We start from the raw sequence: 21,121 nt of genomic DNA, 5'->3' as shown, positions 1-21,121 counted from the left end.
CGCCGCTTCGGTCCGCCGCAATAGCTCAGTTGGTAGAGCACGTCATTCGTAATGACGGGGTCACAGGTTCGAGTCCTGTTTGCGGCACCACGCCTTTTTCGGCGGGCTCGCCGGAGCGCTACCTTTCAGCCGATCGCCGCCTTCAGCTTCATAGCCATGTGCTTGGCAAGCGCGTATCCACCCCCCCCCCCCCCGAAATCTCTTATTAACTGGCCCCTTCTAGCTTGCCTGCACACTTTTCAGCAGGATCTTGCATGTCGCTCAATGTCGGCCTGAGCCTTCCGGGGGACGAAACCGCCCGCCAGGGAGCCTGGGCCGTGACTCCCCTGCATGCCGTCGTCGCCGTCTTCATGGTGGCGATCATGCTGCGAGGGATTTTGCCCTTCAACGTCGATGTAAGCTGGTGGTTGACCATCTGCGAGCGCATGCTCGACGGCCAGCGTTTGTATGTCGACATCCTCGAGACCAATCCGCCGATGGCGGGATCGGTCTATATGCTCGGCGTCGTCGTTGCACGCGCGATTCACATGCGGCCTGAGGTCGTGACCAACGGGCTGATCTTTCTATTAATCGCGGCGTCGCTGGCGCTGACATGGCGGGCCTTGCGTTTCTCCTCGTTGCGCGAGCGTGCCGGTGGCGTGGCTGCTGTATGGGCGGCCGCACTGCTGACCATTTTGCCGATGTATGATTTCGGCCAGCGCGAACACTTGGCGCTGGTGGCGCTGCTGCCGGCGCTTGCGGTCTACATCCTGCGCGCCAATGGCGAGCGGGTTGCGCTGTCGGCGATCCTGATCGCCGGCCTGTGCGCGGCGACAACCATGAGCTTCAAGCCGTATTTCGTCTTTGCGGTCGGCTTTTGCATTCTGACTGCAGCCGCGCAAGCGCGAGACTGGCGGGTGCTGTTCGCGCCGGAGAACTGGATCGCCGCAGCCTTTGTTGTGATCCATGCGCTCTGCATCGTCGCGTTCTATCCGGAGTATTTTACGCTCATCTATCCGCTGGTGCGCGACGTCTATCTGCTGGCGAACTTACCGCTCCTCTCCATTCTGCCGACATCAGCAACAACGCTGTGGCTGCTGGCGATCACGGTCACGCTGGCGTTGCAAATCCGGCGGCAGAAGGCGGACACGGTGGCGCTGGTGATGATGGCCGGATCGCTCGGCTTCGCGGTCTCGTTTTTCGTGCAGGCCAAGGGATGGGGATATCACGCCTATCCGATGGTCGCGCTCGGATTACTGGCCGCAGGTTGGGCGGTCGCGGCCGGCGGCGATGGGCAGGCGGGATCGCGCCGGCTTCGCGTTGGCGCGATGTTGCTCGTCGCGCTTATCTTCGCAAACGGATGCCTCCGGTTCGCCACGAGCATCGATACGCGGGTCGTCCGGAAGGAGGTCACCCCGATAGGGCCGCGGCCGAAGATCCTGATGCTGAGTGCGGCGAACGACATCGGTCATCCGACGGTTCGCGAGCTTGGGGGGACATGGGTCTCGCGTCAGCAGGCGCTTTGGGTTCGGGAAGTCGTTGGTCGGGCGCTCCGGGATGGGACCATCGATCAGGCGACGGCGGACCGCCTCGCGGGCTACGTGGCGCGCGAGCGCGCCGGCCTGATCGAGGATTTCAGGAAGCAACCGCCCGACGTTCTTGTGATCGACAACCAGAATAGCGACTGGGGTAGTTGGGCCGCTGCCGACCCCGAACTCTCCCAACTCCTGAAATCCTATATCTTGGTGAAGAATATCATGGGGATCGAGATCCTGCGGCGGGTGGATCAGACCCGGTCCTAGGCGCGTCGATAGATCGCCGGGCGACCGGTACATGTCTTGCGTGACTTGTCTCACATAAAGAGCCGCCTGCCCGGCCTAGTCTCCGCGTCGACCTCAAGGGGAGACACCAACATGCGCAAACTCATTCTCATCGCAGGCTTCGTTCTGGCATCCGCCGCGGCTCAGGCTGGGGATCGGAGCTTATCGCTGGGTGGCATCGAGTCGCCGCGCGCTTCAGCGCCCGCGAAGGCCGTCGATGCGCCGAAAACCGCCGAAGCCCCACCGGAACCGCCGAAATATGTCGAGCGGCCGGCGATCGAGCCCAAGACTGAGGCGCCGAAGACTGAAGCACCGAAGGCTGAGACACCCAGGGCTGACACGAACAAGGCCGCGGCGGCGAGGCCCAAGGCGGCCAGGGTGTATCGGCCCGCCGCGGCTGCGTCCGTGAACGCCGCGCCCGCGAGGCCCGCATTTCGGAGAACGGCGTCAATGTCCAGGAGCATGAAGCCGCGCCGCAGGCACCACTGGCTCGAAGCGCGCATCGTCCGCGAACTGCATCGCCACGGCATCTACTGGTAACATTGCCAAAGCAAAGCGCCCTCGGGACTATTCCGAGGGCGCGCTGTTGTTGAATGACACTCGAGCCTGTCGGCCTACTGCGAAACCGTCTGCACCACGCTGCTGATCGGGCGGCTGGCGACCGCCGGCATCTTCTGGTCCTTGACCAGCATCGCATCGTATTCGGGCAGGGTTTCGAGCTGCTCCTTGGCCCGCATCTGCACCACCTTGTAGCCGCCCGCTTTCAGGCGGCGCAGCAGCGTCGGCAAGGCTTGCGCCGTGCTCTTCTGCAGATCGTGCATCAGGATCACGCCCTTGCCCTGCTTGTCGAGCTTCGTCATGACATTCTGGATGACGTGGTCGGGACCCGATGATCTGAAGTCGTTGGAATCGACATCAACGGAAAACATCGAGATGTTGCGCGAGGCGAGATAGCCAAGCGCCGGCTGTGTGTGCGCGAGCCCCGGGAAGCGGAAGAACGGCGCGGGCGCCGTCCCCAGCGCCATCTTCACCGCGCTAAAGCCCTTCTCGATCTCTTCCTTGACCTGCGCTTCGGTCAGCTTCTTGCTGTCGAGATGGGCGTGCGACCAGGTATGCGAGCCGACGGTGTGGCCGGCGGCCGCGACCTGCTTGAGAATCTCCGGATGATAGGTCGTGTGCTTGCCGACCGGGAAGAACACGGCCTTGGTGCATTCATCCGATAGCGCCTTGAGCACGGCGGGCGTGGTCGGCCACGGGCCGTCGTCGAAGGTGAGCACGACTTCTTTGTCGGTCAGGAAGTCGAACTGCTTGTATTGCAGGAAGCCAAAACCGGGGCCGCCGGTGGTATCGATTACGACGGTACGGCTGACGCCGAGCGCGTCGGGATTGGCGCAGGCCGGTCGCACCGGCTGCGGCACTGGAACCGGCGCGGGGGCAGGCTTCGAGAGCGATGCCGTGATCTCGACGTCGTCCTTTGGCCCGGGCCTGGCTGCGGCAGGCGCCGGCAGCGGCTCGGCCGCGCGGGCGGCAACGGTTTGGGGAGCAGCCGCGTCGGGGCGCGGCGAGGAGGTCCAGAACCAAACGCCGGTGATCGCCAGCGCCGTCACTACACTGGCCAGCATCAGGCCCAACGCATTACGCATCGCTACTCTTTCCACATACTCGGGGTACACACGCAACGGGCCATTAATGCCAACAATTTCTTAACGTCTCGCGAACAAGCGCCAGTTAGGACAGGAAAATGAGGGCCTTATGTGCGAGTGAGGTCAGTCACAGTCGCCCCCGCGGTTCCGGGCGCATGCTCCTGCCATCAACAACGGGCTCGCCTGCCGAGCCAACAGGAGCCGACAATGACCGCAGTGTTCTTCAATGCCGTTCGCAAGGTCAGTCTAGTGCTGGTCTTGACCGCTTTCGCCGCCGCTTCGTCGACCGCGAGCTTCGCCTTCACCTCTGAGCAGCAGCAGATGTGCACCGGCGACGCATTCCGCCTCTGCAGCTCGGAAATCCCGAATATTCCGAAGATCACCGCCTGCATGATCAAGCATCGCGCCGACCTCAGCGCGGGCTGCCGCACCGTGATGGATCGCGATCTCGCGGCGAAGAAGGGCAAGTTCGCCGCGCAATAGTCGGCCCACTTCGGCTCCCCTGGGAACGCTTGCGGCGGCGCGACGCGGCGTTTCCCGGTTTCAGGAGATCGCTAAGCGCCTGTTGCGCGATTTCCCCTTCACAATTGCGTTGCCGTCCGGTTTTCGGCGCCCGATTCCCGTTTTGACGCGTTTTCCTGATGCGAAACGGTGTCCACACCGCTCGAAAACGCGATAGAACGCGCTGATTGCGTTCTACCGGTGTAAAGGCAAAGCAAAATGACCAAGATCCTTTTCGTCATTCCCCTGGTTTTGATCACGTCAGCCGCGTCGGCCCAGCAGGACCGGCAGAAGGGGCACGACGCCTGCTCGCGGGACGTCTCGCGGTACTGCCGGGCGCACATGCAGGATGGCGACCAGGTGGTGCTGGCCTGCCTGAAGCAGAACCGCGCCAAGATCAGCAAGCGTTGCCAACAGATGCTGGCGAGCCACGGACAGTAGAGGCTGCGCCCTCGCGGCTTATGTCGTGCCGTTCCCGTTGGCGCGGAGCGATTGATAGAAGTCGTAAATCAGCAGCGCCATCACCAACACGCAGATGATGATCAGCGGCGCCGCCTTGATCCACCAGAGCAGGATGCCGAGAAATGCGCAGACGCCGGCAACGCCGATCAGCCCGGTGATCAAATTCGTCATCTGTCGCTCCTTGTTTTCACGCGACGCGCATTGGTCTTGGCACTGGTCTTCGCAGGCGTCGCTCTGCCGCGGCCGCGCTTTCCGAGAGTTTTGACCAGCCAGTTGGCCGTCCGCAGGAGCCGCGCATCGTTGCCGCGGCGTCCGACCAATTGCACGCCAATGGGCAGGCCGCTTTCCGATTGCAGCAGCGGCAGCGTCATCGCCGGCGTGCCGAGATAAGTCCATATGCTGCAGAACGCCGGATTTCCGGTGCTGTCGAGGCCGCGTGGGGCAGGGCCCGGCGCGGCCGGGGTCAGAATCGCGTCGTATTCGTCAAACACACCGTCGAGCGCCGTGTTGAGCGACGTGCTGCCGGCCAAGGCGCGCGTATACTCGACGGCCGGCACCGTTCGGCCGCGCTCGATCAATGCGCGCAGCACCTTGCTCAGGGACTCGCCGCCCTGCTCGAAATCACGATGCAGGTTGTGCGCCATCTCCACCTCCATCACGGTGCGGTGCATGTCGATGGCGCGGTCGAAACTCGGGCCGATCTCGACCTCTGAAATTTGCTCGCCCAGCGCTTCCACCAGTTCGGCAAATGCTTCCGTGGTCACGTTCTCGGCATGCTTCCAGGCGGGCGAGCGGACGAAAGCGAACCGCGGCGACAATGGCGGCTCGCTTGCCGCCATTTCGACAAAGGGGGGACAGGCAAGGGGACGCGTGTCCGGATCTTCCTCGTCGAAACCCGCCAGCGTCTGTGCCAGCAGCGCTACATCGTCGACCGAGCGCGCAAACACGCCGACATGATCGAGTGCCCGCGAAAGCAGTAGCGCGCCGCCCCGCGGAATGAGACCGTGTGTCGGCTTGAAGCCGACAACTCCGCAGAACGCGGCGGGACGGATCACGGAGCCGTTGGTCTGCGAGCCGATGGCGCCCGGCACCATCAGCGCTGCGACAGCCGCGGCGGAGCCCGACGACGATCCGCCCGGCGTGTGGTCCGGGTTATGCGGATTTCGGGTCTTGCCGGGATTGAAATAGGCATATTCGGTCGTCACCGTCTTGCCGAGGATCACGGCTCCTGCCGCGCGCAGGCGCGCCACGGCCATCGCATCGCGGCGCGGCGTGCGTCCCGCCCACAGGCTTGATCCGAATTCCGTCGGCATGTCGCCGGTATCGAAGATATCCTTGATGCCCACCGGTACGCCATGCAGCGGGCCCGTGGCCTTGCCCTGTTTGCGATGGTCGTCGGCGGCCTCGGCCTGCCGCATCGCGTAGTCGCGATCGAGGAATGCCCACGCTTCGATGTCGCGATCGACCTCGTCGATGCGTTTCAGGCAGTCGGCGACGAGTTCCGCCGAACCGAGCCGGCCGTCGCGGATGCCGGCCGCCGCTTCCGCAAGCCCCAGCGCATTGAGACTCATGCGCACCCTTTCAGCGCTTTACCGGGCCGGCTCACCGCGATCCGTAGAGATAGCTGGGCAGCCACAACGCAATTTCCGGGAAGATGTAGACCAGTGCCATGGTGAAGAAGACCAGGCCGACAAAGGGAAGCGCGCCGGAGAAGATGTCGGTGAGCTTCACTTGCGGTGGCGCCACGCCCTTCAAATAGAAGGCGGCCATCGCGACGGGCGGCGTATTGAACGCTGTCTGTGTGTTCAATGCTACCAGGATGCCGAAAAAGATTGGATCGATGCCGTACTGGGGGAGCAGCGGCAGGAAGATCGGCACGAAGATGATGATGATCTCGGTCCATTCCAGTGGCCAGCCGAGCAGGAAGATGATGGCCTGGGTCAGCAGCAGGAACTGCATCGGCGACAGATTCAACGAGGTGAAGAATTGTTCGACGACCGTCTGTCCGCCCAGGACGGCAAACACCGCCGAAAACGTCCACGACCCGATGAACAGGTAACAGACCATCGCGGTCGCTCGCACGGTCAGATACACCGATTCACGCATCATCGTGTAGTTGAGCGAACGATAGGCGGCGGCAAGAACGATGCTCATGAGGGCGCCTACCGCCGCCGCTTCGGACGGCGTCGCCAAACCGAACAGGATCGCACCGAGCACCGACACAATAAGCAGCGCCAACGGCAGGAACGATGTGGCGAGCGCCCAGATCACCGTGCCGATAGGCACGTTGGTCTGCTCGGGCGGCAGCTTCGGCGCGAGCGCGGGATTGAAGATCGCACGACCCATTGCATAGAGGATGTAGAACATGGCCAGCATGAATCCCGGGAAGAACGCGGCCGCATAAAGCTTGACCGCCGAAACGCCGGCGGTGGCCGCATAGACGATCAGGAGAATGCTAGGAGGGATCAGGATGCCGAGGCAGCCGCCGGCGCAGACCACGCCTGCCGACAGCTTGGTGTCGTAACCTGCCCGCAGCATCGCCGGCAAGGCCAAGAGGCCCATCAGCGTGACGACGGCACCGACGATGCCGGTGGCGGTTGCGAACATTGCGCAGGTGATCAGTGTGGCCACGGCCAGCGCGCCCGGCACGTTCTTCATCGACAGTTGCAGCGAGTGAAACAGGCGGTCGAGAATGTTTGCGCGTTCGATCAGGTAGCCCATGAACAGGAACAACGGAACCGCCACCAGCACGTCGCTCGACGTGACCTCGAACGTCTTCTGCACCAGCAGCGTGAAGATCCGGTTCTGAAAGAACTCCTGACCGGGCGTGTAGTACGCGTAGTAGCCGAACGAGACGCCCATCGCCATCAGCGTGAAGGCGATCGGGAAGCCGAGCATGATGATGAAGATGAAAAGCCCCAGCATCAGCATGCCGAGTTGAGGGTCGGTCATGCGCCGGCTCCCTTCTCGCTCGTCTCCACCGCAGCCTGGTGCTGTTGACGCTCGCGGATAATCAGGCTTTCGGTCTCCTCGACGTCGTGCAGGCGTTGCGGCCATTGGCCGGTGCGGATGCACAGTATGCAGCGGATGATTTCAGCGAAGCCTTGCAGAAACAGGAGAAAGCCTGTGACCGGGATCAGCGCCTTCAGCGGAAACACCGGCACGCCGGCCGGACTGAAGATGCTCACTTCGCGGAAGCGCACCGACATGTCGGCATAATTCCAGCCCGAATACATCAATGCCGCAATCGCCGGCAGGAAGAACAGAATGTAGAGCACGAGGTCCATCGTCGCCTGGGTGCGCGGCGACCACAGCCGGTAAACCACGTCGGCCCGTACATGGCCGTTGCGCGAGAGCGTATAGGCGCCGGCCATCAGGAACATCGCGCCATAGGTGATGTAGCTGATGTCGAATGCCCAGGTGGTCGGCGCCCGCAGCACATAGCGCATGAACACCTCGTAGCTGACGCCGAGCGTGAGGACGAGGATCAGCCAGGCGAACGCTTTGCCGACCCAGGTGCTGAGTTCATCGATGAAAAAAAGAAACTTTCTCATGCGAGCCGAACTCGCGGCGAGTAGCACATCTGAATGCCCCCAATTCCTGGCCGGGCGGCGCTTCAATACGCCGCCCTTTATTCATACAGCGTCCGTGATGCGCCGCGAAAGCTGTCAGACCTTGAGCACGCCCGGGAATTGATGCTCGAAGGCACCGCGGTAGTCCGTCGAGTTGTACATGTTGTAATAGACGACGCGACGCACCCATGCCTTCTGCGAGTCCATCACCTTCTTCATGAACGGATCGGAACCGAGTTGGGCGATCAGGCCGTCCCATGCCTTGATCTGCGCATCGAACACCGATTTCGGCGTCCGCAGGACGTTGACCTTGTCCTTGCTGATCAGTTCCTGAAGGTCCTTGGAGTAGTAGTCCATGCCTTTCCATTCGTTGGCCGATGACGCGGCCTCCGCTGCATACTGCAGAATGGCCTTGTGCTCGGCGGGCAGCGCGTTGAACTTGGTCTTGTTGAACATGATCTCGAAATATTCCGTCGCCTGGTGATGGCTGCCCATCATGTAGTACTTGGCGACGTCCTGTGCGCCGAACCGGCGGTCCGACGTCGGGTTGTTGAACTCGAATCCGTCGATCACGCCGCGCTCCATGGCCGGCACGATTTCGCCGCCCGGCAGTTGCGCGACAGAGGCGCCCATCGCCTGGAAGAGGTCGGCGGCCAGACCCACCGTGCGGTACTTGAGCCCCTTCAGGTCGGCATCGCTCGTGATCGGCTTCTTGAACCAGCCGAGCGGCTGGGTCGGCATCGGCATCGCGAAGAAGCTCTTGATGTTGACCTTCATGATCTGGGTCTGGAGTTCTTCGAAGAGCTCCTTGCCACCGCCATTGTGAATCCAGCCAAGGCCTTCGTTGGCATTGAAGCCGAACACCGGCCCGGTGCCGAACAGCGATGCTGCCTTGTGCTTGCCGTACCAGTAGACGGTGACCGTATGGGCCGCGTCGATCTGGCCGCCATGCACGCCGTCGAATACCTGGAACGGGTGCACGACCGAGCCGCCCACCAGATAGTCGATGCGCAACCGGCCGCCCGCCATCTCGTTGACGCGCTTCACATAATCTTCGGCCATCTCGTTGAAGACGTCGGCCTTGCCCCACGAGCCCTGCATCTTCAGGGTAGCCGTCTGGGCCCGGCTGACTTGTGGCATCGCAATCGCCGCACCGCCGGCGGCCGCGGCCGTCAGAAAACGGCGCCGCGTCGTTTTTGTATCGCTACGCTTGCTCATGAGTTCCTCCCGGTTGAGATGGTCGCCCACTGTCGCCGCAGGCTTGTTTGTCTCGACGACAAGTCAAAGGCTTGCGCGGCATTTTGGCAAGCGGGAAGTGCGCGGGCTCGATAGAATCGCGCAAGCGGCACAGCAACGGTGTTATTTCGCAGCCGCGAAGCGAGCCGCGCTTTCGCGCGGTCAGCGGAACGAAAGCACACCGTCATCTTGCACTTTAGTCGCAGGAAATCGCTGGCGCGGTGTCGGCGGTACGCTGGATCGGGTTTGGCTGATTATTCCCGCGCCACGCTGCGCCCAATAGCCGCGTCGCGTCATGCTTAACGATGGGTCAGGTGCTGCTGCCTGCTGCGGTTGCGACCACCGGCAAGACCTCGTTGGCGGCGCGGTCGGGGGTATCTTCCTTCCAGCGGACCGAGCCGAACGGCCGCTCCAGCATGCGGCGGACCCGGATCGGCTCCGGCCCGAGATGAAAATCGATCGCGCGCTGGTGCAGGGCGCGCTCGGACTGCGTCGCACGGTTACGCTGGCGCAGATAATCGAGCCAGGTCGGGCAATGGTAGCGCTCGGTCCACAGTTCGGGATCGCCGATGTCGCGCGCGATCGACCAGCCATAGGCGCCGTTGCGCTGGCGGCTGAGCTGCACTTCCTGCATCACATTGTGAAATGCGCGTGCATTGTCCTGCGCGACGCGATACTCGATTTCGACCACCAGCGGTCCGCTGCGCCCCGTGAGCGACAGCCGCACCTCGGGATCGGCAAGCAGTTCGGTGGCATCCTCGTTGCGCGCGCCGACCGGCGGCATGCGAAGCCAGATGCCGAGCAGGGGCGAGATCAGCATCAGCCCAGCCGAAACCAGGAGGGCGATCTCCACGCCGGCGAGGTCGGTGAGGTGTCCCCAGCCCCAACTTCCCACCGCAATGCCGCCGGCGATCGATGCCTGGAAAGCCGCCAGCGAGCGGCCAGCAACCCAGCGCGGCGCTGAAAGCTGCACGCCGATATTGAACAGGGCGACCGCCAGCATCCACACCGCGCCGGCCAGCACGAGCGCAATCGCCGTCAGGACCGCGTTGGTGCTCAGGGCGACCGCCGCGATCGCGCCTGCCATCGATATCGCGCAGGCGCGCACCGCGGCTTCGCCGCTCATGCGCCGGCGCACCTCGCCGATATTGAGCGCGCCGAACACCGCGCCCATGCCGAAAGCCCCGAGCATGATGCCGTAGGTTTGTGCGCCGCCATGCAGCAGATCGCGGGCGACCAGCGGCATCAGCGCCGAGACCGAGCCGCCTATGATGCCGGTGACCAGCGTGCGCGTCAGCACGATCTTGATCGACGGCGAATTGGTGATGTAGCGCACGCCGGAGACCATGGCGCGGTTGAGCCGCTCGCGCGGCAGGCGCGACGGCTCGTTGGCGCGATTCCACAGAAACAGCACCACCATCAACGGCAGATACAGCACGGCATTGACGGCAAACGCCGCCACGGCGCCGGCGGTAGCAACGACGATGCCGCCGATCGCCGGCCCGAAGCTGCGCGCAATGTTGTAGCTGATGCCGTTGAGCGCGACTGCCGCCGGCAGCGTTTCCGCCGGCACCTGCTCGCTCACCGAGGCCTGCCAGGCCGGCCCGAACAGCGCCATGCCGCTGCCGACGACGAAGCACAGCGCCAGGAGGATATTCGGTGTAACCAGGCCGAGCCAAGCCAGCACGGTCAGCGCGGTTGCGCCAACCAGCGCAATCCCGAGCGAGACCAGCGCGACGATGCGGCGATCGTGCATGTCGGCGATGGCCCCGGCGGGCATCGAGATCAGCATGACCGGCAGCATCAAGGCGGTCTGCACCAGCGCAACCTTGTCGGCGGAAGAGGTCATCTGCGTCATTGCCCAGGCGGCGCCTACGCCCTGGATCAGGATGCCGAGATTCGACAACAGGCTCGCGAGCCAGATGCGCCGAAACACCGCGTGCCGCAGTGGTGCGGTGATACTGTCGGAGCGCTTCGGAGGTTCGGTCATATCCGGTTCCGGTTGGGCTGCTAATGACTGGACGATGATTCCTGCAGGCTGTCCCAGATGCCCGCGAAAACCGTGCTCTGTCCAGTAGTTAGGTCGCTATGAGGATGGCGAGAGCACAGCTAAGGTGCGGAAAGATGACGAGAAGAACCAAAATGAGCTTGTCGCGGCGAACGATGCTCAAAGGTGCCGGAGCGCTAACTTTGCTGGCTGGCAATCTCGCCGGCAATCTCAGCTCTTCTGCGCTGGCGCAGACCGCGTCAACGCCGTCAGCCGCGTCAGAGATTCCGCCGATCCTGTTCGTGCATGGCAATGGCGACCATGCGGCGCTCTGGATCACCACGCTGTGGCGCATGGAATCGAACGGCGTGCCGCGCGAGCGAATGCTCGCGATCAATTTCACCGACCCGCTGGCGCGGAGTGACGACAAAGTAGTGCAACCGAATCGTTCCTCGACCGAAGACCAGCGCCGCGAGCTCGGCGAGGCCGTCAAGGAATTGCAACGCCGCACCGGTGCGGCGCGCATCGCGCTCGTCGGTAATTCGCGCGGCGGCTATTCGATCCGCAATTACATCCGGAATGGCGGCGGGGCCGACATCAGCCACGCCGTGCTGTGCGGCGTTCCCAATCACGGAATCTATGATTGGGAGGGCGGCATCAACAATGAGTTCAACGGCCGCGGCCCGTTCTTGCGCGGCTTGAACGAGGGCGAAAGCGAGGTGACGCCCGCCACGGCGTTCCTCACCTTGCGCAGCGACGGCATCGACAAATATGCGCAAGCCGACGGACTTTTTGTCGGCAAGCCGGGCACGCCGACCGGCGTGACATCAGATGGTCCTGCGCTGAATGGCGCGACCAATCTGGTACTCGGCGCGCTCGATCATCGCGAGGTCGCCTTTCATCCGCGCGCGTTTCGCGAGATCTACAAATTTATCGCTGGCATAGAGCCGTCCCGAATCGAGATCGTGCCGGAAGCGGAAGTCAGACTGGGCGGGCTCGTGACGGGTACGCCGGGCGGCGTCGTCACCAACCGTCCGGTCTCCGGCGCTACGGTCGAAATCTATCGCGTCTCTCCTGAGACCGGCGAACGGACCGGCGGTCCGATCCATGTTTCGCAAACCGGCGCCGACGGCCGCTGGGGCCCGGCGCGGGTCGAGGCTACCTGGTGTCTCGAAATCGTGTTGACGTCGGCGGGGTCGCCGACGACCCATTTCTACCGCTCGCCGTTTCCGCGCTCCTCCGACATCGTGCATCTGCGTGCCGCGCGTCCGCTCGGGCCGGCCGATGCCGGCGCGGGCGGCGTGGTTCTGATGTCGCGTCCGCGGGGCTATTTCGGCCTGCCGCGGGACGTGGTGCTGATCGACGGCAAGGAGCCAAGGGATGTGAAATCCGGCGTGCCGACCGATTCGGTCACGACCTTGCGGCTTCCGGCAGAGGAGATTGGCAGGCCAGTGGTGACCATGTTCAATACGGAGCGAATCGTGGCGCGGGCCTGGCCAGCCTCTGAAAACCGGATTGCAGTTGCGGAACTGACTTATTTCCTGCAGGTGCGCCTTTGTGGCGCCTGGATCAGAGACCTAGATGCGATCGTAGCCCGCATGAGCGCAGCGATATGCGGGGCTTGGCAAAGATCCCGGATATCGCCTCGCTCATCCGGGCTACGAGAGTGGCGCCGATGAGCATAGCCGAAGCCTACGACATGCCGGTTGCGCGAGCACCATTGGTGCCGCCGAGCCCGCCGCGGGCGCCCGACGACATGACGGTGTTCGGGCGGATGAAGGCGATCCGCGAAAGCCCGATCGGTAGCTGGGGCCAGCGCGCCTATGAGGAAGATATCGTCCAGGGCCGCTTCTTCGGACGCAGCACGTTCATTCTCAACACGCCGGATGCGATCAAGCATGTGCTGGTCGACAACTACGAAAACTATACGCGCACGCCGGCCGGTATCCGGGTGCTGCGTCCAATCCTCGGCGAAGGTCTGCTGATCGCCGAAGGACGCGCGTGGAAGTATCAGCGCCGCACGCTGGCGCCGGCGTTCACGCCGCGTGCAGTGATGCCGCTCGTTCGGCACATGCTGGCGGCGACCGACGAGACGGTTGCCAAGCTGAGAGCCGCCAGCAATGTTCCCGTCGACCTGCGCGAGGCGATGCAGCGGATGGCGCTCGAGATCGCCGGGCGCACCATGTTCTCGTTCGGGATGGATCGCCATGGCGCCGCCTTGCGCGATTTCGTGATGGAGTATGGCGAACGGCTGGCGCGCCCGCATTTCCTCGATCTGCTGTTGCCGCTGAGCTGGCCAAGCCCGCAGGACATTGCGCGCCGCCGCTTCCGCAAGCGCTGGACCGCATTCGTCGGCATGCTGATGGCCGAGCGCCGCGCTGCCGGCAAGCAAGAGGGCGCGCCGGCGCGCGACCTGTTCGACCTGATGGGCGAGGCACGCGATCCGGAAACTGGCGAAGCCTTCACCGACGAGCAGCTCGGCGATCAGGTCGCTACCATGATTCTCGCCGGCCATGAGACGACGGCGACCGCGCTGTTCTGGGCGCTTTATCTTCTGGCGCTCGATCCTGCGACGCAGGAGCAGGTGGCGAGCGAAGTGCAGACTGCGACCGTCGACGGCGCGCACGACATCGAGCGGCTGAGATTCACCCGCGCGGTGATCGACGAGACCATGCGGCTCTATCCGCCGGCGTTCCTGATCGCACGCGCGGCAATCGGGCCGGATACCATCGCGGGTCTGCCGGTCAAGAAGAAGGACATCATCCTGATCGCGCCGTGGCTGTTGCATCGGCACGAAAAACTCTGGCGCGATCCGAACGCCTTCATCCCGTCCCGTTTCATGACGGCAACGCCGCCCGACCGCTTCGCCTACCTGCCGTTCGGCGTCGGCGCCCGCGTCTGCATCGGCGCGCATTTTGCGCTCGTGGAAGCCACGCTGGCGCTGGCGAAGATGATCGGCGCGTTTCGCGTCACGCTGGTCGGCAAGGATCCGGTAATGCCGATCGGCGTGGTGACGACGCAGCCCGACCGTTCGCCGATGTTTGCCATCACGCCGCGGTAGTATTTTTTTGATCGGGCGGCCTGCCGGTCCGCGCGAAGAAAATACGTCACACAAGGAGGCGCACCTTGCGCAGTCGCCTCGGGAGCGTCATCTAGGTTGTCACCATGAGCGATACCCACGCCCAGTTCGCAGTCTTGAAGCAGACCGCCGATCCCGCGGTGGTCGACGCCATTTCGCAACTGATCGCCACGGGCGAGGACCGCGATCTCAACCGGATCAACCTCCTGGATTTTGCCGCGCGCTATGGGCTCGACGAGGAAAAGGTCATTTCAGCCTTTCTGCATTCGGCGAGGCTCGGCCTGTTCGATCTCACCTGGAACGTGCTGTGTCCCGGCTGCGGCGGCGTGCTCGGCGCGCACAACACTCTGAAATCCCTTCGACACGACGACTATAATTGCGCGTTATGCGCCCAGGGTTACGAAGCATCGGTCGACGACCGCGTCGAGGTCGCTTTCACGATCAGCCCGCGCGTCAGGCGCATTGCGGCACACGATCCCAGCACGCTGCCGATCTGGGAATATAACCGCCAGATGTTCTGGAGCTCGGGGATGGACCTGAGCGAGGAGTCGATCAATCGTCTGATCGACGAGGTTTCGCTCGAAGCGATCGAGTTGCCGGCGGGCGAGAAGGCGGTCCTGTCGCTGCAATTACCCAACCAGTTCGTGATCGTGTTCGAGCCGGTGACGCATTCGGCGCATTTCTTCGATGTCCAGGGCGAACCAACCCGCGAGCGGCAGCAATTTTCGATCGTCTTCAACAAGCTGCATGCGCCCACGGGCTCGACGGTAATGCGGCCGGGACCGCTCCGCCTGTCGCTCGAAAACCAGACCGATCACCGGGTGCTGCCCGCGGTCTGGGTCGCCAACGATACGCTCCATGAGCTGCTCGGCAAGCGCAAGCCGATCCTCACCGCCAAGCGGATGCTGTCCAACCAGACGTTTCGCGATGTGTTCAAGGCTGATAATCTCAACGTCGATCAGCGCCTCAAGATCACCTCGCTGACGTTCCTGTTCACGGACCTGAAGGGCTCCACCGCGCTCTATGAACGGGTCGGCGATCTCGCCGCCTTCGACCTGGTGCGGGCCCATTTCCATGCGCTGCTCGAAATCATCGCTTCCGAGAAGGGAGCGGTGGTGAAGACGATCGGCGATGCCGTGATGGCGACCTTCATCCGGCCCGAACATGCGATCGTTGCGGGCCTGCGCATGCGCGCGGCGATGGCGACGCTGAATGCCGAGCGTGGCCGGGAGGACCTGATCATCAAGATCGGTATCCACGAGGGGCCATGCCTCGCGGTGATGCTGAACGAGCGGCAGGACTATTTCGGCCAGACCGTCAACATCGCTTCAAGGGTGCAGCACCTGTCGACCTCGCAGGAGATCCACATCACCGGCCCAATTATCGAATCGCCGGCCGTTGCTACCATTCTGGAGAAAGAGGCGATCAGGCCGATCCAGAAGGAAGCGGCGCTGCGCGGCATCGCCGACAAGGTGATGGTGTACGAGATACCGTGATAGCTATTCGATCACGATCTCGCCGGTCATGCCGAGTTCGGCGTGGGTCTTACCGTCGCTAGTCTTGATGTCGCAGCGGAGATCGCTGGCGCGTCCGGCCGCGATCGGCACCAGCCACCATTCGGCGGATTGTCCCGGATAGACCTCGATTTCACGGATCGCGCCCTTGAATTCGGCGAGTGTGACGGTCTTGCCGTTCTGCTGCTGCGTCACCTGTGCCTTGCGCGTGAACACCATCTGCGAGAACGCGTGCGAGGTGAAGTAGTGCGGATCGCTGCTCGAATTGCGCAGGATCAGTTTGTAGAGCTTGCCGGTTTCGAACTTGAGTTGCTTCGGCGCGAATTCGTGCTTGCCGGGTGAGCCGAGATCGACGGTGATTTCGATCGGCGTCTGCTTCGACAGATCACCCGCCGCAAGCGCCGCTCCGGAAGCTATTCCCAGCACAACGGCAGTACCAAGCGCGAAGCGGAAGGAGGTCATGATCGGTTCCCTTGAAAATCGCTCGTTGAAGCAACGAGTTCTTTCTCTAATGCAAATGCGAATGATTTGCAATTGGACAGTCGCCCTCATGGCCTGCGACGAATCGCGCAGTCGGCCATTGGCCGATAGGCCGCGCCTTCCCGAAGCCGCGAGGTCGCATGCCTTGAATCGGACCCGATCCAACAGAAAGCGACGGCGCGCCGTTCGCCGTGGCGGTTTGGGCAATGCCCGGGTTTCGCGCAGATATTTCCGTCACACCCAACGTGACGCCGATTTAATCTGCATGCCTTGTCAGCCAACCATCGCGCGGATTGCGAAGGCCAGGTCTTCGACCCATATTCGCCCGACAGCTTCTTCGAATTTGCAGGTGGATGGATGCTCGACGGACTGCGCCAATTCATTGCCGACATCGTTGCGCCCAACGCGGATCCGGACTTTGCGTTCGACGATACCGGGTATCTTCTCGCCGCGACTGCGCTACTGGTTCACGTCGTCTCGCTTGACGGCGAGCCGAGCGCGATCGAGAAGCGCAAATTGCACAGTTTGATCGAGAGCCGCTTCAAGCTAGATCCCGGCACGGCGGATCATTTGATCGCGTCGGCGACGCGGGCCGAAGGCGAGGCGGTCGATCTCTATCGTTTCACCAGCGTCATCATGCGTTCGGTGAACGAGGAGGGCCGGCTTCGCATCATCGAGATGATGTGGGAACTGGTATACGCGGACGGCCAGGTCAGCGAGTTCGAGGACAACGTCGTCTGGCGCGCAGCCGATCTGCTCGGCATTTCCTCGCGCGACCGGATCGATCTCAAGCATCGGGTGGCTGGCCGGCAGCCGGTCTCGTCCGAAGGCGCGCCGAAGGCCGAAGACGCGGCGCTGTAACGGTGAGTGATGAAGTTGTGCATCATTGCAGATGACGAAACTTTAATGTGCGCCGGAAATCGGCTGCGGCAGCGCGCGATAGGCCTGAAAACATAGAGACTTCAACACGTGGAGCACACAGGCCCGCATGGCGCCATATTTGGGGGATGGCTTGCGCCACACCGCGCGCCTATGCTCTCGTTCCGTGCTGCAGCATAACCCTGATTTGATTTAAGAGCATTCGACCGTGACCGAGCGTGTGACGCTGATTACCGGTGCATCGGCGGGCATAGGCACCGAGCTGGCGCGCGTTTTTGCATCGAAGGGTCATCGCGTGGCGCTTGTGGCGCGGCGCGCTGACCGCCTCGAAGCGTTGGCGAAGGAAATCAAGGCGGCCGGCGGCGCGGCGCCGATCGTCATTCCCTGCGACCTTGCGCAACCGGACTGCGGCGACAGGATTGCCGAGGCCTTGACCGCCGCCGGCGTAGAAGTCGAATACCTCGTCAACAACGCTGGATTTGGCGTGTTCGGCAGAGCGATCCAGCGCGATCGGTCCAACCAGCTCGAGATCATCGCCGTCAACATCCGCGCGCTGACCGACCTGTCATTGCGGTTTTCCGATCACCTGATTCGCAATCGTGGCGGCCTTCTCAACGTCGGCTCGATCGCCGGCTTTCTGCCGGGGCCGGGCATGGCGGTCTATTACGCCTCCAAGGCCTATGTGCTGTCGTTCACCGAAGCCATGCGCGCCGAACTGGCGCCACATGGCGTGCGCGTGACGGTGTTGTGCCCCGGGCCCGTACCTACGGAATTTCAGGCGCGGGCCGGATTTAATCCCGGTTATGATTCGGCGGTCCTCAACGTCTCATCGGCCGATGTCGCGCAGCAGGCCTACAGCGGATTGATGGCGAACAAACGGGCAGTGTTGCCGGGCCTCGGCATCAAGACTGTGCCGTTCCTGCTCCGGCTGTTTCCGCGCTCCTTTATCCTTGGGGCAGTCGGGCGCTTCCAGCTACGCCAGCGCTGAAGAAAACCCGGGTTTTTCCGGTGTTCGTGTCCGTTCGCACCGCGATCGGGCGCGCTGATCGCATCTGGCCCACGGCTTGCTTGCATTTTTGGATGCGTGCGTGAACTCACGCGAAATTAAGACTCACTTAGGTATGGTTTCGGTCTGAGGCACCTGAGCAACGTCGATGTCGTTCCGGTCGAGCAAAAATAGCGACAACATCGTGCCCCTTCCGGGCCGAAGGGCGCTGGTTGCGCCTGACGCCGCATCCCTGTCACCCGTTCTGATCGTTCTCCACCAGGACAGCTCGACACCCGGCCGCGTCGGCAATGCCCTGCGCGCGCTCGGCTATCCCCTCGATATCAGGCGTCCGCGGTTCGGCGACCCCTTGCCGGAAACGCTGGACCGGCATGCCGGCGCAGTCGTCTTCGGCGGCCCGATGAGCGCCAACGACCCCGACGATTATGTCCGCCGCGAGATCGACTGGATCGAAATTCCCTTGCGCGAGCGGCGGCCGTTTCTCGGCATCTGCCTGGGTGCGCAGATGCTTGCCAAACAATTGGGCGCGCAGGTCGCGCCGCATCATGAAGGCCGGGTCGAGGTCGGTTACTATCCGATCCGCCCGACCGCGGCCGGTCACGCGCTCTGTTCGGACTGGCCGGAGCGCGTCTACCATTGGCACGGCGAAGGATTTCAACTGCCCGATGGCGCCGAACTGCTCGCCGAAGGCGATGATTTTCCGGTGCAGGCGTTTCAGCACGGTCACGCGTTCGGTGTCCAGTTTCATCCCGACGTCACCTACGCCATGATGCATCGCTGGACCACGCGCGGATGCGTGCGGATGGATTCGCCGGGCGCGCAGCCGCGTCACCTTCACTTCGAAGGCCGTGCCGTGCACGACGTGGTTGAGCGGGCGTGGCTGAATAATTTCATTGCAGGCTGGATCGTGCGCGCGCCGCACGCGGTTCTGCTGGAAGCAGCCGAATAGCCGCCACGCGGAATTTCATCCGCGCGTCCGAACGTCTTTCCAAGACCGCCGATGTGATAGTGTCGCGCTCCTGAGCCCGCACGGCAATGACAAGAACGACAGGGAGACCCGCGGTGACCTATCAGCATATTCTCTACGAGGTGAGCGACAGGATCGCGACCATCACGCTCAATCGCCCCGACCGCATGAACGCGTGGACCGCGACCATGGAGCGCGACGTGCGTCATGCCATGGAGGCTGCCAGCGCCGACGACAATGTCCGCGTCATCGTGCTCACCGGCGCCGGCCGCGCCTTCTGCGCCGGTGCTGATATGGAGGCGTTGCAGGCGATCGATCCCAGCGAGATCAGGCGCGGCGAAAACACGCCGCCGTTCGACATGAACCGCCGGGCGGACTGGCAGACGCGCTACGCCTATTATCCGGCGATCCCGAAACCGGTGATCGGCATGCTAAACGGCGCCACCGCCGGTATCGGCCTGGTCCACGCGCTCTATTGCGACCTGCGCTTTGCGGCCGACAATACCGTCTTCACCACCTCGTTCGCGCGCCGCGGGCTGATTGCCGAGCACGGCATTAGCTGGATGCTGCCGCGCATCGTCGGCCACGCCAATGCGCTGGATTTGCTGATGTCGGCGCGGCGGGTCTCAAGCGAGGAAGCGCTGCGCATCGGGCTGGTCACCCGGCTCTATCCGCCGGATCAGTTGCGCGAGCAGACGTACGCTTACGCGCGCGATCTCGCCGATTTCGTCTCGCCGAGCGCGATTTCGGTAATCAAGCGCCAGCTCTACGACGTGCCGTTCCAGACGCTGGCGGAAGCCACCATCGACGCCAACCGCGAAATGCAGATCGCGCTGAAGGGGAGCGATTTCCGGGAGGGCGTAGCGAGCTTTGTCGAGAAGCGGCCGCCGCGGTTTACGGGGAGGTGAGGGGGGAGTGGGCTGCAGTAGGCTTTGCCTAGGCCCGGCTTCGCCCATCGGGCTACGCCGCGGCAGCCTTCGCTTGCTTCGCTACGATGGGGCACGGCTTGGCTTGCCGAGCCGTAGCTTGCGAAGCAAGCGAAGGCTGGTGGAGCCAGGCGGGATCGAACCGCCGACCTCGTCATTGCGAACGACGCGCTCTCCCAGCTGAGCTATGGCCCCGTCGCGACCGCTTCGAACTGACCCGAAACAGCCGACAATCGGCGCCATTTACAGTCCGGCCCAAGGCCAAGTCAAGAACGGTGAAAGCGCCGATTTTGGCGTCATTTTGCCGGGAACTTCCCTTGTTTGCGAGGGGATGAACCGATATCTAGCTGCTTATCCCTCCTCGCGAGCTCCCCTCACATGCGCGCCATCCTCGACATCGTCATCATCGTCCTTGACCTCTATGTCTGGCTCTTGATCGCTGCGGCCATCCTGTCCTGGCTGATCGCCTTCAATGTCGTGAACACGCGCAACGGGTTCGTCGCGGCGGTGGCCGAGTTCCTGTACCGGATCACCGAGCCGGCGCTGGCGCCGATCCGCCGGTTCATGCCCAATCTGGGCGGCCTCGATATCTCACCGATTATCCTGATCCTGATCATCATGTTCATGCAGCGGGTGATTCTCTACTACGTCTATCCCAACGTCGTCTGATCGCGAGCACCGACAGCTGATGGATGCCCGATGGATCCCTGGCGCTACTCCACCGACGGCATCAGTGTCGCGCTGCGGGTGACACCGCGCGGCGGCCGCGACGATATCGATGGCATTGAGACGCTCGCCAACGGCCGCTCGGTGGTCAAGGTTCGCGTCCGCGCCATCGCCGACGGCGGCGAGGCAAACCGCGCGGTCACGGAACTGCTGGCGAAGGTGCTCGGCGTCCCGAAGGCGAGGGTGAAGATCCTGTCGGGCATGACGTCGCGCCTCAAGCAGGTCGCCATTGATGGCGATCCCAAAATTCTCGGCGAAACGCTGCGAAAGGTAGCCGCCGCCAAAGCATGATCCGGAGCCGGAGGCCGCGTTAGCGCAAAGTGGGACCCGGTTTTCCGAAAAGA

The 21,121-nt window shown here is 63.2% G+C and carries 21 protein-coding genes and 2 tRNA genes; 14 read left to right on the top strand and 9 right to left on the bottom strand.

The annotated features are described in order from the left end of the window. Window positions 1-14: 14 nt before the first annotated feature. From LMTR13_RS38280 to LMTR13_RS38270, 3 genes are all read left to right on the top strand, one after another. A tRNA-Thr gene (locus tag LMTR13_RS38280) sits at window positions 15-90 on the top strand. 164 nt (window positions 91-254) lie between these two features. Then, a complete protein-coding gene (locus tag LMTR13_RS38275) occupies window positions 255-1,781 on the top strand; it encodes a hypothetical protein (RefSeq protein WP_065732250.1) in 1,527 nt (508 codons plus the stop codon). Window positions 1,782-1,892: 111 nt separating this feature from the next. Beyond that, window positions 1,893-2,339 carry a hypothetical protein gene (locus tag LMTR13_RS38270; protein WP_065732249.1) on the top strand — a complete coding sequence of 149 codons (447 nt, stop codon included), beginning with the start codon at window positions 1,893-1,895 and terminating at the stop codon, window positions 2,337-2,339. A gap of 74 nt (window positions 2,340-2,413) precedes the next feature. On the opposite strand, the gene LMTR13_RS38265 is transcribed toward LMTR13_RS38270, so the two are convergent. Next, window positions 2,414-3,442, bottom strand: a complete 1,029-nt coding sequence (locus LMTR13_RS38265; RefSeq protein WP_065732248.1) for a polysaccharide deacetylase family protein — start codon at window positions 3,440-3,442, stop codon at window positions 2,414-2,416. Window positions 3,443-3,649: 207 nt separating this feature from the next. On the opposite strand from LMTR13_RS38265, the gene LMTR13_RS38260 reads away from it, so the two are divergent. Together LMTR13_RS38260 and LMTR13_RS38255 are read left to right on the top strand one after the other, a co-directional pair. Continuing rightward, the gene (locus LMTR13_RS38260) at window positions 3,650-3,925 is read left to right on the top strand and encodes a hypothetical protein (protein ID WP_065732247.1); all 276 of its coding nucleotides are present in this window, start codon (window positions 3,650-3,652) and stop codon (window positions 3,923-3,925) included. Window positions 3,926-4,162: 237 nt separating this feature from the next. After that, window positions 4,163-4,384: a hypothetical protein gene (locus LMTR13_RS38255; RefSeq protein WP_065732246.1), complete on the top strand. Its 222-nt coding sequence runs from the start codon at window positions 4,163-4,165 to the stop codon at window positions 4,382-4,384. Window positions 4,385-4,402: 18 nt separating this feature from the next. Here LMTR13_RS38255 and LMTR13_RS41470 read toward each other — a convergent pair whose 3' ends face one another. The 6 genes from LMTR13_RS41470 to LMTR13_RS38230 form a co-directional block, all read right to left on the bottom strand. Next, complete coding sequence (locus LMTR13_RS41470; protein ID WP_156795941.1) at window positions 4,403-4,576, bottom strand: hypothetical protein; 174 nt, start codon at window positions 4,574-4,576, stop codon at window positions 4,403-4,405. Then, window positions 4,573-5,976, bottom strand: a complete 1,404-nt coding sequence (locus LMTR13_RS38250; RefSeq protein ID WP_065733322.1) for an amidase — start codon at window positions 5,974-5,976, stop codon at window positions 4,573-4,575. The genes LMTR13_RS41470 and LMTR13_RS38250 overlap by 4 nt, the downstream gene beginning before the upstream one ends. 31 nt (window positions 5,977-6,007) lie before the next feature. Then, entirely contained in the window at window positions 6,008-7,357 is a 1,350-nt protein-coding gene (locus tag LMTR13_RS38245; protein WP_065732245.1) for a TRAP transporter large permease, read from the bottom strand. After that, window positions 7,354-7,959: a TRAP transporter small permease subunit gene (locus LMTR13_RS38240; RefSeq protein ID WP_065732244.1), complete on the bottom strand. Its 606-nt coding sequence runs from the start codon at window positions 7,957-7,959 to the stop codon at window positions 7,354-7,356. Before LMTR13_RS38240 ends, LMTR13_RS38245 begins: the two co-directional genes overlap by 4 nt. Window positions 7,960-8,073: 114 nt before the next feature. Then, window positions 8,074-9,195, bottom strand: coding sequence for a TRAP transporter substrate-binding protein (locus tag LMTR13_RS38235; protein WP_065733321.1), 1,122 nt, complete (start codon window positions 9,193-9,195; stop codon window positions 8,074-8,076). Window positions 9,196-9,523: 328 nt separating this feature from the next. Then, complete coding sequence (locus LMTR13_RS38230; RefSeq protein ID WP_065732243.1) at window positions 9,524-11,203, bottom strand: MFS transporter; 1,680 nt, start codon at window positions 11,201-11,203, stop codon at window positions 9,524-9,526. 152 nt (window positions 11,204-11,355) lie between these two features. Here LMTR13_RS38230 and LMTR13_RS38225 point away from each other — a divergent pair, with 152 nt between their 5' ends. The 3 genes from LMTR13_RS38225 to LMTR13_RS38215 all read left to right on the top strand — a co-directional run bounded on the left by LMTR13_RS38225 (window position 11,356) and on the right by LMTR13_RS38215 (window position 15,775). After that, window positions 11,356-12,879, top strand: a complete 1,524-nt coding sequence (locus LMTR13_RS38225) for a hydrolase (RefSeq protein ID WP_197520978.1) — start codon at window positions 11,356-11,358, stop codon at window positions 12,877-12,879. Beyond that, window positions 12,876-14,261, top strand: a complete 1,386-nt coding sequence (locus tag LMTR13_RS38220) for a cytochrome P450 (protein ID WP_065733320.1) — start codon at window positions 12,876-12,878, stop codon at window positions 14,259-14,261. Before LMTR13_RS38225 ends, LMTR13_RS38220 begins: the two co-directional genes overlap by 4 nt. Before the next feature lie 104 nt (window positions 14,262-14,365). Beyond that, window positions 14,366-15,775, top strand: coding sequence for an adenylate/guanylate cyclase domain-containing protein (locus LMTR13_RS38215; RefSeq protein ID WP_065732242.1), 1,410 nt, complete (start codon window positions 14,366-14,368; stop codon window positions 15,773-15,775). Window positions 15,776-15,778: 3 nt separating this feature from the next. Here LMTR13_RS38215 and LMTR13_RS38210 read toward each other — a convergent pair whose 3' ends face one another. Then, window positions 15,779-16,255 (bottom strand): cupredoxin domain-containing protein, encoded by a 477-nt coding sequence (locus tag LMTR13_RS38210; RefSeq protein ID WP_065732241.1) that lies wholly within the window; start codon window positions 16,253-16,255, stop codon window positions 15,779-15,781. Between the two features lie 375 nt (window positions 16,256-16,630). Here LMTR13_RS38210 and LMTR13_RS38205 point away from each other — a divergent pair, with 375 nt between their 5' ends. From LMTR13_RS38205 to LMTR13_RS38190, 4 genes are all read left to right on the top strand, one after another. After that, the gene (locus tag LMTR13_RS38205) at window positions 16,631-17,134 is read left to right on the top strand and encodes a tellurite resistance TerB family protein (protein WP_065733319.1); all 504 of its coding nucleotides are present in this window, start codon (window positions 16,631-16,633) and stop codon (window positions 17,132-17,134) included. Between the two features lie 226 nt (window positions 17,135-17,360). Continuing rightward, window positions 17,361-18,140 carry an SDR family NAD(P)-dependent oxidoreductase gene (locus LMTR13_RS38200; protein ID WP_065732240.1) on the top strand — a complete coding sequence of 260 codons (780 nt, stop codon included), beginning with the start codon at window positions 17,361-17,363 and terminating at the stop codon, window positions 18,138-18,140. A gap of 166 nt (window positions 18,141-18,306) precedes the next feature. Further along, window positions 18,307-19,107 carry a glutamine amidotransferase gene (locus LMTR13_RS38195; RefSeq protein ID WP_065732239.1) on the top strand — a complete coding sequence of 267 codons (801 nt, stop codon included), beginning with the start codon at window positions 18,307-18,309 and terminating at the stop codon, window positions 19,105-19,107. A gap of 113 nt (window positions 19,108-19,220) precedes the next feature. After that, a complete protein-coding gene (locus tag LMTR13_RS38190) occupies window positions 19,221-20,033 on the top strand; it encodes an enoyl-CoA hydratase (RefSeq protein WP_065732238.1) in 813 nt (270 codons plus the stop codon). Between the two features lie 137 nt (window positions 20,034-20,170). Here LMTR13_RS38190 and LMTR13_RS38185 read toward each other — a convergent pair. Next, a tRNA-Ala gene (locus LMTR13_RS38185) sits at window positions 20,171-20,246 on the bottom strand. A 183-nt stretch (window positions 20,247-20,429) separates the two neighbouring features. Between LMTR13_RS38185 and LMTR13_RS38180 the strand changes: the two genes are divergently transcribed. Next, on the top strand, window positions 20,430-20,720 hold the full coding sequence (locus LMTR13_RS38180; RefSeq protein ID WP_065732237.1) for a YggT family protein: 291 nt from the start codon (window positions 20,430-20,432) through the stop codon (window positions 20,718-20,720). A 30-nt stretch (window positions 20,721-20,750) separates the two neighbouring features. Then, window positions 20,751-21,068 (top strand): DUF167 domain-containing protein, encoded by a 318-nt coding sequence (locus tag LMTR13_RS38175; protein ID WP_065732236.1) that lies wholly within the window; start codon window positions 20,751-20,753, stop codon window positions 21,066-21,068. Window positions 21,069-21,121 lie beyond the last annotated feature (53 nt).

The sequence above is a fragment of the Bradyrhizobium icense genome, from assembly GCF_001693385.1.
In the GTDB taxonomy this organism is placed as follows: domain Bacteria; phylum Pseudomonadota; class Alphaproteobacteria; order Rhizobiales; family Xanthobacteraceae; genus Bradyrhizobium; species Bradyrhizobium icense.
This window is presented reverse-complemented; position numbering and strand designations above follow the sequence as displayed.